15 protein-coding genes are annotated in these 15,011 nt (G+C 61.4%); 13 read left to right on the forward strand and 2 right to left on the reverse strand.

Annotation, left to right across the window (positions count from 1 at the left end; genetic code table 11):
* Positions 1-17 precede the first annotated feature (17 nt).
* Entirely contained in the window at positions 18-737 is a 720-nt protein-coding gene (locus OS035_RS04000; protein ID WP_018245653.1) for a GntR family transcriptional regulator, read from the reverse strand.
* Positions 738-880: 143 nt separating this feature from the next.
* On the opposite strand from OS035_RS04000, the gene araD reads away from it, so the two are divergent.
* The 11 genes from araD (at position 881) to OS035_RS04055 (ending at position 11,281) form a co-directional block, all read left to right on the forward strand.
* Positions 881-2,617 (forward strand): L-arabinonate dehydratase, encoded by a 1,737-nt coding sequence (gene araD, locus OS035_RS04005; RefSeq protein ID WP_097628049.1) that lies wholly within the window; start codon positions 881-883, stop codon positions 2,615-2,617.
* Positions 2,618-2,626: 9 nt separating this feature from the next.
* The gene (locus tag OS035_RS04010; RefSeq protein ID WP_097628048.1) at positions 2,627-3,817 is read left to right on the forward strand and encodes an L-talarate/galactarate dehydratase; all 1,191 of its coding nucleotides are present in this window, start codon (positions 2,627-2,629) and stop codon (positions 3,815-3,817) included.
* A 22-nt stretch (positions 3,818-3,839) separates the two neighbouring features.
* Positions 3,840-4,550, forward strand: a complete 711-nt coding sequence (locus OS035_RS04015; RefSeq protein WP_097628047.1) for a ribonuclease activity regulator RraA — start codon at positions 3,840-3,842, stop codon at positions 4,548-4,550.
* A 116-nt stretch (positions 4,551-4,666) separates the two neighbouring features.
* Positions 4,667-6,184 carry an aldehyde dehydrogenase (NADP(+)) gene (locus tag OS035_RS04020; RefSeq protein ID WP_097628046.1) on the forward strand — a complete coding sequence of 506 codons (1,518 nt, stop codon included), beginning with the start codon at positions 4,667-4,669 and terminating at the stop codon, positions 6,182-6,184.
* A gap of 315 nt (positions 6,185-6,499) precedes the next feature.
* On the forward strand, positions 6,500-8,020 hold the full coding sequence (locus OS035_RS04025; RefSeq protein ID WP_097628045.1) for an ABC transporter substrate-binding protein: 1,521 nt from the start codon (positions 6,500-6,502) through the stop codon (positions 8,018-8,020).
* Between the two features lie 72 nt (positions 8,021-8,092).
* Positions 8,093-9,154, forward strand: coding sequence for an Ldh family oxidoreductase (locus tag OS035_RS04030; RefSeq protein ID WP_183779670.1), 1,062 nt, complete (start codon positions 8,093-8,095; stop codon positions 9,152-9,154).
* A gap of 172 nt (positions 9,155-9,326) precedes the next feature.
* Positions 9,327-9,617 carry a hypothetical protein gene (locus OS035_RS04035; RefSeq protein ID WP_097628043.1) on the forward strand — a complete coding sequence of 97 codons (291 nt, stop codon included), beginning with the start codon at positions 9,327-9,329 and terminating at the stop codon, positions 9,615-9,617.
* A gap of 34 nt (positions 9,618-9,651) precedes the next feature.
* A complete protein-coding gene (locus tag OS035_RS04040; protein ID WP_097628042.1) occupies positions 9,652-10,059 on the forward strand; it encodes a hypothetical protein in 408 nt (135 codons plus the stop codon).
* Between the two features lie 67 nt (positions 10,060-10,126).
* Positions 10,127-10,375 carry a hypothetical protein gene (locus OS035_RS04045; protein WP_097628041.1) on the forward strand — a complete coding sequence of 83 codons (249 nt, stop codon included), beginning with the start codon at positions 10,127-10,129 and terminating at the stop codon, positions 10,373-10,375.
* A gap of 316 nt (positions 10,376-10,691) precedes the next feature.
* Positions 10,692-10,922 (forward strand): hypothetical protein, encoded by a 231-nt coding sequence (locus tag OS035_RS04050; protein ID WP_037074096.1) that lies wholly within the window; start codon positions 10,692-10,694, stop codon positions 10,920-10,922.
* 95 nt (positions 10,923-11,017) lie between these two features.
* Positions 11,018-11,281: a hypothetical protein gene (locus OS035_RS04055; RefSeq protein WP_097628040.1), complete on the forward strand. Its 264-nt coding sequence runs from the start codon at positions 11,018-11,020 to the stop codon at positions 11,279-11,281.
* 24 nt (positions 11,282-11,305) lie between these two features.
* On the opposite strand, the gene OS035_RS04060 is transcribed toward OS035_RS04055, so the two are convergent.
* Positions 11,306-12,376, reverse strand: coding sequence for a LacI family DNA-binding transcriptional regulator (locus OS035_RS04060; protein WP_097628039.1), 1,071 nt, complete (start codon positions 12,374-12,376; stop codon positions 11,306-11,308).
* Positions 12,377-12,558: 182 nt separating this feature from the next.
* Here OS035_RS04060 and OS035_RS04065 point away from each other — a divergent pair, with 182 nt between their 5' ends.
* Both OS035_RS04065 and OS035_RS04070 read left to right on the forward strand, forming a co-directional pair.
* On the forward strand, positions 12,559-13,386 hold the full coding sequence (locus OS035_RS04065) for an ABC transporter substrate-binding protein (protein ID WP_097628038.1): 828 nt from the start codon (positions 12,559-12,561) through the stop codon (positions 13,384-13,386).
* Between the two features lie 64 nt (positions 13,387-13,450).
* Positions 13,451-14,989 (forward strand): amino acid ABC transporter permease/ATP-binding protein, encoded by a 1,539-nt coding sequence (locus tag OS035_RS04070; protein ID WP_097628141.1) that lies wholly within the window; start codon positions 13,451-13,453, stop codon positions 14,987-14,989.
* Positions 14,990-15,011: the final 22 nt, after the last annotated feature.

The following is a 15,011-nucleotide window of genomic DNA, read 5'->3' on the forward strand; positions in this document are numbered from 1 at the left end:
ACCCGCGGCGCGGCAGATCAGACGAAATAGTCCGGGAACTCCTTCCGCATGTCTTCCACTTTTGCGACGGTGCGGCTGAGATGCTCGCGGATCGCATCGACCGCGCCCTGTTCGTCGCGAGCGGCGATCGCATCGATGATGGCGTGGTGCCCATCGAGAATGCTCGCGATCTTGCCCTTTTCGGGCAGATGCAGACGACGAATGCGCTCGAGATGACCGGACCGCTCGCGTATCAATTGGTGGAGGCTGCTGCGCTTGGCGCCTGCGAACAACGTCTGGTGAAAGAGTTCGTCGAGCTCCTGGAAGATCGCGATCTGATCGGCGTCGTCAGCGACTGCCGACTGCATCTTGATGATCGACCGGGCGCGGGTAATGACGCTCGGATCCGGATCCGGATCGGTTGCGAGGCGGCGGCAAACCTCCGTTTCCAGCGCCACGCGAAGGAAATGTGCCTCGTAAATTTGCAGGACGTCGATCCTGGTCACCACAGTGCGGGATTGCGGATAAATGCGAACCAGACCCTCCTGTTTGAGAAGCTGCAATGCGTCCCTGATGGGAGTCTGGCTGACTTCATAAGTCTCCGTAAGCTCGGTGCGCGACAACGTGGTGTCTGGCGGTAGCTGAATGGTGATGATGCGCTTTCGCAGATCATCATAGACCCGCTGGACCGTACTGCCGGCGACGACCGGAAAACCGGGTGCAGTCAGGCCGAATGTGGAGGCGAACTGGGAATTCATGGTGAGGCATCCTTTTCAGTCCATTCATAGCTTTGCACGACCTAATGCACAAGAACGCAAACTTTCCATTGATATATATGTCAAACTAAAATATCAGTTGGTGCAAGCGCTGAGATAAGCAAGCGAAAGTGTGGGAGAGAGCCGTGGCCGCAAGAAAAACCTACGAGCAATTGCGGTCGGCCCGTTGGATGCTGCCGGACGATCAGCGCTCGTTCGGCCACCGGTCGCGGACCATGCAGATGGGTTACGCACCGGAGGACTGGCAGGGAAAGCCGATCATCGCCGTGATCAACACCTGGTCCGATGCCCAGCCGTGCCACATGCATTTCCGTGAACGCGCCGAGTGGGTGAAGCGCGGAATTCTTCAGTCGGGTGGGTTCCCCATGGAGCTGCCTGCTCTTTCCCTTTCCGAAAACTTCGTCAAGCCGACCACGATGCTCTACCGCAATATGCTGGCGATGGAGACCGAGGAGCTGCTGCGCAGCCATCCTGTCGATGGCGCCGTTCTGATGGGTGGCTGCGACAAGACGACACCCGGCCTTGTCATGGGCGCAACCAGCATGGGCATTCCGTTCATTTATCTGCCCGCCGGCCCAATGCTTCGCGGCAACTATGCCGGCAAGACGCTAGGCTCCGGTACCGACGGCTTCAAATACTGGGATGAGCGCCGTGCCGGCACGATCACCCAGGAGGAGTGGCAGGGCATCGAAGGCGGAATCGCCCGCAGCTATGGCCATTGCATGACCATGGGCACGGCGTCGACGATGACGGCGATCGCAGAGGCTATGGGATTGACGCTGCCGGGCGCATCCTCGATCCCGGCAGCCGACGCCAACCACCAGCGCATGTCGGCGGCCTGCGGCCGCCGCATTGTCGATATGGTGTGGGAGGATCTGACGCCGGACCAGATCATCACTTCCGCGGCCGTCGACAACGCAGTCACGGTCGCCATGGCGACCGGCTGCTCCACCAATGCCATCATTCACCTGATCGCCATGGCGCGGCGCGCCGGCGTCCCGCTGGAGCTCGATGATCTCGATCGCATCGGTCGCACGACGCCGGTTCTCGCCAACATCCGTCCTTCCGGTTCGACCTACCTGATGGAGGATTTCTTCTATGCGGGTGGCTTGCGTGCGCTGATGAAGCAGCTCGGCGACAAGCTGGATCCCACCGCGATCACCGTGACGGGAAAACCCTTGGTGGATGGTCTGGACCAGGTGAAGATCTACAATGACGACGTTATCCGGCCACTGTCTAACCCGGTCTATCACGAAGGTTCCCTGGCCGTGCTCAAGGGGAACCTGTGTCCCGACGGCGCGGTCATCAAACCGGCGGCCTGCGACCCGAAATTCCATCGCCATCGCGGCCCGGCGCTGGTCGCCGACAGCTATGCTGAGATGAAGAAGATCATCGACGATCCCGACTATCCGCTGACGCCGGACACGGTTCTCGTGCTCCGCAATGCCGGCCCCCAGGGCGGACCGGGCATGCCGGAATGGGGCATGATCCCGATGCCGAAGGCACTGTTGAAGCTCGGCCTGCGCGACATGGTGCGCATCTCCGATGCCCGGATGTCCGGAACCAGTTTCGGCGCCTGTGTGCTGCACGCCGCGCCGGAATCCTACATCGGCGGGCCGCTGGCGTTGCTGAAAACGGGCGATATGGTCGAACTCGACATTCCGGCGCGCAGCCTCAATATGCTGGTTTCGGAAGAGGAGATCGCAGCCCGCCGCGCCGCCTGGGTGGCGCCGACGCGACACTACGAGCGCGGTTACGGCTTTATGTTCTCCAAGCATATCGAGCAAGCCGACAAAGGCTGCGACTTCGACTTCCTGACGACGGAATTCGGTGGCAAGACTCCCGAACCGGCTATCAACTGAGGCACCACGATGTTTGATCCCAATCGACGCACGATCCCCGCGCAACCGCCCAAGGCTGGTTTTGCGGCCGGCCCGGCCAAGCTGGACGCCATCCGATCGGTCACCCTGTCGCTCGCCTATCTGCCGTTGGCGCGGCCGATCAGCGACGCCAAGGTTTTGACCGGCCGGCAGAAGCCGTTGACGGAGGTTGCGTTTCTGTTTTGCGAGATCCTCTCCGAAGCGGGTCATAGCGGCCTTGGCTTCAGTTATTCGAAGCGGGCAGGCGGGCCAGCGCTTTATGCACATGCCTGCGAGATTGCCGACAATCTGATAGGCGAGGACCCCAACGATACAGCGCGGATATGGGACAAGCTCTGCTGGGCTGGCGCCTCGGTCGGCCGTTCCGGCATTGCGACGCAGGCCATTGCCGCCATGGATATCTGCCTCTGGGACCTGAAGGCGAAACGCGCCGGCCTGCCGCTCGCAAAACTGCTTGGCGCCCATCGCGACAGTGTTGCCTGCTACAACACCTCCGGCGGCTTCCTGTCATCGACCGTCGAGGAAATCCGCAACGCCATCGACCATTCGATCGCTTCCGGTATCGGCGGCATCAAGATCAAGGTCGGACAGCCGGACCCGATGATCGACCTTCGCCGGCTCGATGCGGTGACCAGCCATATCGATGGCCGTGTCCCGCTGATGGTCGATGCAAACCAGCAATGGGACCGCACCACGGCCTTGCGTTTCGGCCGGCTGGTCGAACCGCTCAATCTCGAATGGATCGAAGAGCCGCTCGATGCCTATGACGCCGAGGGCCATGCGGCACTGGCGCGCGAACTGGCCACGCCGATCGCTACCGGCGAGATGCTGGCAAGCGCCGACGAACATATGGCCCTGATCCGTGCCGATGCGGTCGACTTCATTCAGCCGGATGCCCCGCGGGTCGGTGGCATCACGCCCTTTCTGCGCATCTGCACGCAAGCCGAGGCGAAACGCATGCGGCTGGCGCCGCATTTCGCCATGGAAATCCATCTGCACCTGGCGGCCGCCTATGCGCACGAACCGTGGGTGGAGCATTTCGATTGGCTTGCGCCACTGTTCAACGAACAGCTCGATATCAGGGATGGCCGGATGATCGTGCCCGCCCGTCCGGGGCTTGGTTGCAGCCTGACGGGCAAAGCCCGCGACTGGACCGTGGAAACGCGCAGCTTCGGCAGCTGAATTCGAACGAGGAGAAGGAAATATGAACCCCGCAACCCGTGAAAAACTGATGGGTGTTTCGGTCGCGACGCTCTGCTCGGCGCTGTTCAAGCGTGGCCTGAGAAATCAGACGATCCAGGATGTCCGGCCGGTGCAGCCGAAGGGCCGCAATATGGTGGGACCGGCCTTCACCCTGCGTTACATGCCGGCGCGCGAGGACCGCAATGCGATGAACGTGTTTCGGAACCCGAAACACCCGCAGCGGCTTGCCATCGAGACCTGCCCGGACGGCCATGTTCTGGTGATGGACAGCCGCAAGGATCCGCGCGCAGCCTCTGCCGGCGACATCCTAATTACTCGTCTGATGATGCGCGGCGGCGCCGGCGTCGTCACCGATGGCGGCTTCCGGGACGCCATGACGATCGGTGGCCTTGATATCCCCGCCTATCACAACCGTCCCTCCAGCCCGACGAACCTGACGCTGCACGAGGCAATCGACATCAATGTGCCGATAGGCTGTGGCGATGTGGCGGTCTTCCCGGGCGACATCATGGTTGGCGACGACGACAGCGTGATCGTCATTCCGGCCGAGATCGCCGACGAGATCGCCGACGAAGCGGTGGAGATGACCGCCTACGAGGATTTCGTCACCGAGCGCGTCAAGCAGGGGCATACGATCATCGGTCTCTACCCGGCCACCGATGAAAGCAATCTGACACTCTTTGCCGAATGGCGGAAGGTGAACGGCCGCTAGAACAGGATGATATCAGGCCCGAAAACCGTGCACACTTTTCGGCATCATGTTCTACGCGGCGCATCTTGCGCAATCACCGCACATGGACGGAGCGAGGCTCCGCCAAGGAGATAACAATGAGCTGGACCCCTTCAGGCAGGCATCTGATCGCTGGCGAGTGGATTGCCGGAACGACGACCTTTCGCTCCGAGCCGGCACACGGCCCGGCCCATGATTTCGCCGTCGGCACCACGGAATTGGTCGACCGCGCCTGCCGCGCCGCCGAAGCCGCATTCGCGGCGTTTTCCGCAAAGACATGCGAGGAGCGCGCCATTTTCCTCGAGACCGTCGCCGAGGAAATCGACAGGCGCGGCGCGGCGGTCACCCTGATCGGAACCGAGGAAACCGGGCTCCCCGAGGGCCGGCTCAACGGTGAGCGCGCCCGCACCACCGGCCAGCTCAAGCTGTTTGCCGAGCATATTCGCAAAGGCGCACATCTTGATGCTCGCACCGATGCGGCGCAGCCCGACCGGCAGCCGGCGCCGCGGCCTGAAATCCGCCTGGTGCAGCGGCCGATCGGCCCGGTCGCCGTTTTCGGCGCCTCGAATTTTCCGCTGGCATTCTCGACGGCCGGCGGCGACACGGCAGCCGCGCTTGCCGCCGGCTGCCCTGTCGTGGTCAAGGGACATTCAGCCCATCCCGGCACCGGTGAGATCATTGCCGAGGCGATCGCGGCTGCGATCGAGCGCACCGGCATGCCGGCTGGCGTCTTCAGCCTGATTCAGGGCGGGCGCCGTGATGTCGGAACGGCTCTGGTGACGCATCCCGCTATCAAAGCGGTCGGCTTTACCGGGTCGCTTGCCGGCGGCCGTGCGCTTTTCGACCTTTGCGCCCAGCGCCCTGAACCGATTCCGTTTTTCGGCGAGCTCGGCAGCGTCAATCCGATGTTCCTACTGCCGGCTGCGACCGCTGCCCGGGCGGAGGCGATCGGTTCAGGCTGGGCCGGTTCACTGACGCTTGGCGCCGGCCAGTTCTGTACCAAACCCGGTATTGCCGTCGTCGTCGACGGGCCGGCGGCGGACAGGTTCGCCGGCGCTGCCAAGTCGGCTCTCGAAAAGGTGGCGCCGCAGACGATGCTGACCAAAGGCATTGCCGCCGCGTATCACGAAGGTGTCGAGCGCATGCGGGCAAGCAATGCCGTTGCGCCGGTTCTCTCTGCAAAGAGCGCCGGCCGGGACGCCGGCCCGAACCTTTTCGAGACCAATGGCTCGGCCTGGCTTGCCGATCATTCGCTCAGCGAAGAGGTGTTCGGTTCTCTCGGTCTCGTCGTGCGCGTCGGCTCGCCGGAAGAGATGCTCACCCTTGCGGAAAGCTTCCGGGGACAGCTGACAGCGACGATTCATATGGACGACGCAGATCTTGGCTTTGCCCGCGACCTGCTGCCGATCCTCGAAAGGAGGGCGGGCAGATTGTTGGTCAATGGCTTCCCAACCGGCGTCGAGGTTGTCGATTCTATGGTGCATGGCGGACCTTATCCGGCCTCGACCAATTTCGGTGCGACCAGCGTCGGGACCATGTCGATCCGCAGGTTTCTGCGCCCTGTCGCTTACCAGAATTTCCCCGCCGGCCTGTTGCCCCAAGATCTGCGCAACTGAGACCGGGGAGTATCGGCGACGAAACTTCGCGATCATTCGCCGGCTTAAAGGCGGGCCCAATGCGTGTGCCGCTGAGCGGCTCTTACCCATGAAGAGATGCGCGGACTGACGCGCTTTACCACGGCTAAAAAACGAGAATTCAGACGGGTGACAGCTCGTGTTTCGGGCGCCGCGCTTGATCGCATTTCTCAACTAGTATATTAGTGCTCTTATGTATTAGATTGGCTCTCGCATGAGGAGGCGAGGGCCGGACCACCGAAAGACAAGACGAGGTTTGCTTTAAGGGGCGCCGCCGGCGCATGGGAGGAGAACGAAATGAAACTGCATTTGGTAGCTGCCTGCTTTTCAACCGCGGTGATCGGGCTGAGTATCGGCTCGGCTCACGCTGAAGGTGCCAAGAGCAACGTCACTGTTGTACTTGCCGAAACCGTCGATGTCGTCGAGCCCTGTATGGCAGCGCGCCAAGACGTCGGCCGGGTCATTTCCGAAAACGTCAACGAGATGCTGGTGGAATTCGACTACGTCAACGGCGGCCTCAAACCCCGCCTGGCGACGAAATGGTCGAAGATTGACGACGACACCTGGGAGTTCAAGCTGCGCCCGAATGTCAAATGGCACGATGGCAAACCGTTCACCGCCAAAGACGTCCAGTTCACGATCGAGCGCAACAAGAATAAGAAGCTCAGCTGCGAGACCGGCGGCAAATATTTCGGCGGCACGGAATTCAGCTTCGAGACGCCTGATCCCAACACCATCCGCATTACGACAAAACCGGCGCAGCCGATTCTTCCGTTGCTGATGACGGTGATGGCCGTCGAATCGGCCGAAGCGACACCCGCAGACGAATTTACCCGCAAGCCGGTCGGCACCGGCCCCTATACCTTCGACAAATGGGAGATCGGCCAGTCGATCGTGCTGAAGCGCAATCCGGACTATTGGGGGGACAAGCCGCAGGTGGAGCAGGCGACCTATCTGTTCCGTTCGGATAGCGCCGTCGCGGCGGCCATGGTCGATGCCGGTGAAGCCGATATCGTTCCGGCCGTATCAGTGCAGGATGCCACCAACAAGGAAACCGACTTCGCCTATCCGAATTCGGAGACGACATCGCTGCGCATCGATACGCGGGCAGCGCCGCTCAACGACCGGCGCATACGCGAAGCGATGAACCTCGCCATCGATCGTCAGGCAATGCTTGGAACGCTGTTTCCCGAACAGGCGAAGATCGCCACGCAACTCGTCGTACCCACAACGATCGGCTACAATGCCGATATCCCCGCCTGGCCTTATGATCCCGAAAAAGCAAAGGAATTGGTCAAGGCGGCGAAAGCCGACGGCGTCCCAGTCGATCAACAGATCCGCATCATCGGCCGCAATGGGCAATATCCCAACGCCACCGAAGCGATGGAAGCGATGATGGCCATGCTTCAGGACGTCGGCTTGAACGTCAAGCTCGACATGTATGACGTTTCCGTATGGAACGGCTATTTCGTTGCACCTTTCGTCGCCGATTCCGGTCCGACATTGACCCAGTCGCAGCACGACAATGCGACCGGCGATCCCGTCTTCACCGCATTCGTGAAATACGCGGCCGACGGCTCTCACTCCATGGTTCGGGATCCTGCGGTCGACGCACTCATCGCCAAGGCGACCTCAGCCACCGGCGACGAGCGCACGAAACTCTGGAAGGAGCTTTTCGCCAAGGTTAACACCGAGATCATCGCCGATATTCCGATGTTCCATATGGTCGGTTTCACCCGCGTTTCGCCGCGTCTCGACTTCAAGCCGACGATCGCAACGAATTCCGAACTGCAGCTGTCGCAGATCCGCTTCAAGTAAGCTGGTTTGCGGACTTAAAGCGCGGGCCACACTCTTTCGGATGGCCCGCGTCTTCCATGACATGACGGATGGATGCCTATGCCGCTGATTGACCGCATTGCCCTCACTCAATTCGCCGAGCAGATATTGACCGGCGCCGGGATGGAGCCCGACAAGGCCGAAACCACAGCCGCTGTCCTGGTGGAAGGCGACATGATCGGCCATGAAACGCATGGCGTCAGTCTGCTGAACTGGTATGTCGAAGCGTTGGAGGACGGTTCGCTGGCGAAATCCGGCAGCTATCAGGTGGTCAATGACCGCGGCGCGGCCTTTGTCTGGGACGGCAAATCCTTGCCCGGCGCATGGCTTTTGACCAAGGCGATCGACCAGGCCTGCGAACGCGTACGCGATCATGGCGTCGTCACCGCGGCGATCCGAAACTGCCATCATACCTGCGCTCTTTCGGCCTTCATGCGGCAGGTTGCCGAGCAGGGCCTGATCGTGCAGCTATCGGTGTCGCATCCCGCGGCAAGCCGTGTCGCGCCCTATGGCGGCACCAAGCCGCTACTGACGCCGAACCCGATGGCGGCCGGTTTCCCGACATCGGAGGATCCGATCCTGATCGACGTCTCAGCTTCGATCACCACCACGACTATGACGCAAAACCTGGCGAAGGCCGGCAAGAAGTTTCCCGAGGCCTGGGCTTTCACCGCCGCTGGCGAGCCGACCGATGACCCGCGCGAGGTGACCGAACGCGGCGGAACGATGATGCCCCTTGGCGGCCAATTGAAGGGACATAAGGGTTTTGGGCTCGGGCTGATCGTCGAATTGCTGGGGCAGGGGCTTTCCGGCAAGGGCCGGGCGAACACGCCGCCTGGCGTGTTTTCGCAAAGCGCCTTTCTTCAAGTCATCGATCCCGCCTTTTTCGCCGGGCTGGATGCCTTTACCGCGCAGTCCGATTTTCTCGCCTCTGCTTGCCGCAGCAACCCTTCCGCGCCCTGGAACAATGGCCCGGTCCGCATGCCGGGTGACAGCGCGGCACGAAGGCGCCGTGCGGCGTTGGAAGAAGGCGTGCCGGTCGGCGATGCGGCTTGGGAGAAACTTTGTCGACATGCCGAGATCCTGGGCTTGCCTATTCCTGCAGTCGCCGCCTGAGGGGCTTGAAGGACGGGTTCGAACGCCAAGCCCATACGCTCAAAGGCGAGCCTTATGCTGTTGGGCAACTTGTTGCGACGTCTCCAGCCGATTCTGGAACAATGTCCGTCGTCCCCTGTTACATTGGCGATGGAGTAAGTGACGTCCAAAGGACGGAACGGCTGGAGGTTCTATGAAGCGGAGCACGGGATTTTGGCTGGTCTTTGCCGTTGTTCTGGCGGGCTGCACGACCGGCGAAGGATATTACACGTCGGCTGGACTGGCCCCTATCCCCGGCAGCATCACCTATAATGGTCAGCCACGCACGAAGTTGACGAAATCGCCCGTGGGTTCTTCTTTCCCACACAGCTTCACAGATCAATGGGGACGGCAGGTCGAGGAAACTTACATCATCCGGCCCGACCGGAGCTTGCTGATTGCCGAGCGCCACTATCGGCCGGTTTTCTCGTTCGATGACGACTAGCACAGAGTGATCACTTTTGCGAAGGAGATGGATCATGCCGCGACGCAAGAGCACCGAGACGGCTACCCTCGACCCCGAAGGAGGCAAGATCGGCGAGCCGGTGCCGAAAGCCGTTATCGACAGGAGCACGGCCTCCGTCGGCGTTCCCCGGCAGCCTGATCACGGCCTGGGCGAAGAGTTGAGCGCGCTGCGATTGCAAATCGAAACGCTCCAGCAGCAAATCCGTGATGGCGCCCGATCGGTAAAGAGAGGGGCCGGGAAAGCGGTGGGTCAGACGGAAGCGGCGGTGAAGCTCTATCCGGCCTCGACGCTCCTTCTCGTTGCTGCGGTCGCGGCTGCTTTCGCCTTTGCCGGACGGCGCGCCTCTCTGCCGCGCCGCCGCCACCAGTCGGCGCTGCGTGAGGTGTGGGATTTCTACGACACGATCCGCGCGCGCATCTGACAAGATTTTGGGATTGTCAGCATTCCGATTATGCCCGACACTTGGTCATTCAAGCGGGGGCAACTGCATGCTCGACATTATCATACGAAGCGCTCTCGATATTGTCGGGCGCACGGAGCGCCTGATCGAGGCCAGCAAGCGGTTGCTGCTCACTGAAGGTCTTGACGAAGTCGAGGTGTACGAACTGGATTGCGAGATCGAACGGCTCGGGGATGCGGTTTTCGTCGTGGACGAAGCCATTCGGTCGCTCGCACGCACCGTCGGATACTGGCCGCACGCCGCCCGTCCCTATGGAATACATAGAACATTGCATTGATGGGCTGTCGTTGCCCTTGGTGAAATCGACACCTCACAATGCCCGTTTCGGACAAGTTTTCGAGCCGTGATCTGCATGTCACGCCGATGTCACGCGACCGTGGAAACAATATGTGCTTGATCGGCGTCTGTAGTGTGAGGCCAAGTCTCTGATCTGGAGGCTGCCGGTTCGATTGCCGGAACTGACCGCTTTGTCGCTTGGCCGAATATTGAGCGCATTGGAGGCACTCGATGAGGGATGTGTTGTCGACTATCACGCGTATCCTGAGCTGGGGACGGCCGGGTCAATGCTGCCGTCATTTTGCTGGGGCATCACAATGAGCTCGAAGCGGTCCAGGCGGAAATCTCAGCCCCACGAATTCATCTTTCAGGTTCACACGCGCACGATCGCACAGATCAGGTACGATAGCCTCAGCCGCGTTATGACGGTGGTCTACCACGACGGCCGCTCCACGACGACGACCGGCATACAAGGCCCGGCGATGCTGAGGATCCTTGCCCAGCGTCCGCTAGAGCGCTCGCCGTTTCTGTTGCAGACGGTCATCTGAGGCGGATGTCGTCGCCGAAATCCGCATGATCGTGCATCCATTTCCCGCGGGCTGCGTTCATCTCCAATAGTCAGAACCTAGTGGAGGGAATTCCGATGACCTTTCCATCGCCGAAAACCGAAGCGCCCGCGCAACGCTTCAAAGAGGCGACTGATGCCGCGCGCGACGCATTGGAAGGACTGGTTGCCGCCGCCAATGAAGCCGGATGGGCAACCGAAGAGATAACTGCAGCGCTGCTTGAAGCCGCCCAGTTTCTGCGTGATGCCAACAAGAAAGATCCCGATCCGGCCGACGATCCCGCTATCAGCGACACATCTGCCAGGCAGGAGCAGATTGGTCATGGCGAGCTCTATGATTAGAGCATATCGGCTTTAGCCCGGATCTCACCGGCCGATCGTCGCCACGGAGCCGCGCACGACAAGGCTCGTGGTAACGCGCAGATGTTCGACGGCAAGCGGGGTGCGCTCGATGCGGGCGACGAGCCGTTCGCCGGCGAGTTTGCCAAGCTCGTAGACGCGCTGGTCGACGATGGTGATCGGTGGAACGGTGACGCTGGTCCAGTCGGCGTCTAGAAAGGAAATCATCGAGACATCCTGCGGGATCGACAGGCCGAGCGATTGCAGCGACTTGAAAATGCGCAAGCCGACGAGGCTGTCGGATGCCAGCAGCGCCGTCGGCGGTGATATTTCCGAAAGCAGACGTTTCATCACCGCGTCCGTCTGATGCTGGTCTGTGGCACCGAGCCTGACGGAGTGAAGAGGGTTCGGCAAATCCGCCTCGGTCAGAGCGCTGACGAAGCCTTCCACGCGTTCGCGCACGGCGGAATTCGAGATAAGCGCGATATCGGTGAGCCCGCCTCTCTCGGCATCCATGGCCGAGACATAGGCGAGGCGGCGATGTCCTTGGCCGATCAGATGCCGGGTCGCGGTGAGGGCTGCCTCCCGGTCGTCGCCGGTCACGGCGTCGACATCGAGTTCGGGGATGGCCCGGTCGAACAGAACCAGCGGCACGCCGGCGCGGCGGACATGCTGCAGGTGATCGAGGCGGTCGCAGCGGGCCGGCGTGACGATCAGGCCATCGACGCGCTTGCCAATCAGCAGGTCGACGGCCGATCTTTCAGCATCGAGTTGTTCGCCCGAATTTGCGATGATGATGTTGAAGCCTGCAAGGCGGGCCGCATCGCTGATGCCGCGCACTGCCAGACTGAAGAAAGCGTTCTCGATATCGCCGACAACCACGCCGATGATGCCCGACCGTCCCGTGCTCATGCTCCGGGCGAGCTCGTTCGGGCGGTATTCGAGTGCGGCGGCTGCCGCCATCACCTGATCCTTGATCTGGACGCTGACGACGCCGTAGCCGCCGAGCACACGGGCGGCCGTTGCCTTCGAGACCTTTGCGGCCTTCGCAACGTCGGCGACCGTGACTGGCCGTTTCGGATGAGCGGAATCTTCCATAACCGAGGACTACAAGAGTTGTTGACGGCCGGTCAATTGACAGATATCAAATATGTTGTGAGACCGGTCTCTTTATATCAGAGACCGGTATCCTGCCCATAAAGCTCTGCTGCTGATACGCGACAGAGTGTGGGCGAAGCAATATGCCGACAAGAGCATTCCTTTCAGAGCGGAGAACGACGATGAAGCCTTTTGAAACATTTGCGGCCACCCTCGCCCCATTGCGGGCCGGCATTCTGACGTGCCTTCTTGCGATGGGGGCAGGCTCTGCCGTTGCGGCCGACAATCCCTATAACCTGATCGAGACGGGGACGATCAGCGTCGGCACGATGGGAGATTCCAAGCCCTATACATTTGCGACGGCCGACGGTCAGTTCACCGGCTTCGATATCGAACTGTTTCTCAACGTCGTCTCCCGCCTCGGCTTCCCGAAAGACAAGGTGACGTTCACGGGCCAGGAATTTTCAGCCCTCCTGCCGTCGGTGGCAAACGAACGCTTCGACGTTGCCGTCGCCGCGATCGGCACCACCGAAGCCCGCAAGAAGACCGTCGATTTTTCTGACGGCTATCTTGCCGGTTATCTCTCGGTTTTGACCGCGGATGCCGGCATCAAGGATGCCGACGGCCTCAAGGGCAAACGTCTCGGCGTCGTTCAGGGCACCTTGCAGGAGGTCTATGCGGCCAAGAATTTCGGTGGAACCGATCTAGTGAAATTCCCCGATAACAATTCCGCCGTCGCCGCCCTCAACAATGGCACGGTCGATGCGCATTTCCTCGATTACGAGGCGGCCAAACAATATGGCGAGCGCTATCCTGCGCTGAAGGTTGCGGTCAACATCCCATCCTTCGATGCGCCGGCGGGCTTCGTGATCCGCAAGGGGAATGATGCCTTCCGCACGGCGCTGAACGGCGCCCTTCACGACGCGATGCAGGACGGCACCTGGAAGACCCTCTACGAAAAATGGTTCCCAGGCTCGCCGATGCCGGACCAGTATCTTCCTAAGAAGTGAGGCCGCAGGCCGTCCGCTCCGGCGGACGGCCTTATGCCCGGCGTGGGCTTCGATGGGGATCTCGATGAACTGGCTTGAAAATCTGCGCCGCAGCTTCCTGGATTGGGACGCCATGGCGGAAGTGCTGCCGAGCATGATCAGCGTCGGCCTCAAGAACACCCTGATCCTGGCCGCCGCCTCGACCGTGCTCGGCGTCGTCATCGGCATGGCTCTCGCCGTGATGGGCATCTCGCAGTCCCGCTGGCTACGGCTGCCCGCGCGCATCTACACCGATATCTTTCGCGGCCTGCCGGCAATCGTCACGATCCTGATCATCGGTCAGGGTTTTGCCCGGATCGGACGAGAGATCTTCGGCCCGTCGCCATTCCCGCTCGGCATCCTGGCGCTCAGCCTGATCGCCGGGGCCTATATCGGCGAAATCTTCCGCTCGGGTATCCAAAGCGTCGAGCGCGGCCAGATGGAAGCCTGTCGAGCGCTGAGCATGAGCTACGGGCAAGGCATGCGCCTGATCGTCATCCCGCAAGGCATCCGGCGCGTCCTGCCGGCGCTGGTCAATCAGTTCATCGGAAACGTCAAGGATTCCAGCCTCGTCTATTTCCTCGGATTGCTCGCCTCCGAGCGGGAAATCTTCCGCGTCGGGCAGGATCAGGCTGTCGTAACGGGCAATCTGTCGCCCTTGCTGCTGGCGGGCGTCTTCTATCTCGTCATCACCGTGCCGCTCACCCACTTGGTCAACTACATCGACGTGAGACTACGCCTGGGAAAACAGGGCCGCGGTACGGGTGCTGCGAGTGGTCTGGCCGAGGTCAGCGAGTTGCAAGCCGCTGCCGTCCCGCAGCCCGCGGCCAAATCTTCCGGAGAGACGAAACCGCGCTTCCAGGGCGGCGCCCTGAACATCCGGGATCTGAGCATGGCCTATGGCGATCTCGACGTGCTGAAGGGTGTCGACCTCGACATCGCCGCCGGGACCGTCACCTGCATCATCGGCCCCTCCGGTTCGGGCAAATCGACGCTTTTGCGCTGCATGAACAGGCTGGTGGAACCGAAGGGCGGTGACATCCTGCTCGATGGCGACAGCATTCTGGCCATGAAACCGGAACGGTTGCGCCGGCGGGTGGGGATGGTGTTCCAGCACTTCAACCTCTTTCCCGATCACACAGCGCTTGAGAACGTCATGCTTTCCCTGACGAAGATCAAGAAGATGCCGAGGCAGGAGGCGCGACGCATCGCCGAGGCGCGTTTGGCCGAGGTCGGTCTTGCCGAGCGCAGGGATCATCGCCCGGCAGGTCTATCGGGCGGGCAGCAGCAGCGCGTCGCCATCGCGCGAGCTCTTGCCATGGATCCGGAGCTTATCCTGTTCGACGAAGTGACGAGTGCGCTCGATCCCGAACTGGTCAAGGGCGTTCTCGACTTGATGGCGGCTCTCGGCCGCCAGGGCATGACCATGGCCGTCGTCACGCACGAGATGGGATTTGCGCGGAAGGTGGCCGATCAGGTGGTCTTCATGGATGAGGGCCGGATCGTCGAGGCCGGCTGCCCACAGCAGATCTTCGACAATCCCCAAAGCGAGCGGCTGAAGCGCTTCCTTGCGGAAGTCCTCTAGCCCCTGACGTGAAGCATGCCGC

It is taken from the genome of Rhizobium sp. 268 (genome assembly GCF_036571585.1).
Classification (GTDB): domain Bacteria; phylum Pseudomonadota; class Alphaproteobacteria; order Rhizobiales; family Rhizobiaceae; genus Rhizobium; species Rhizobium redzepovicii.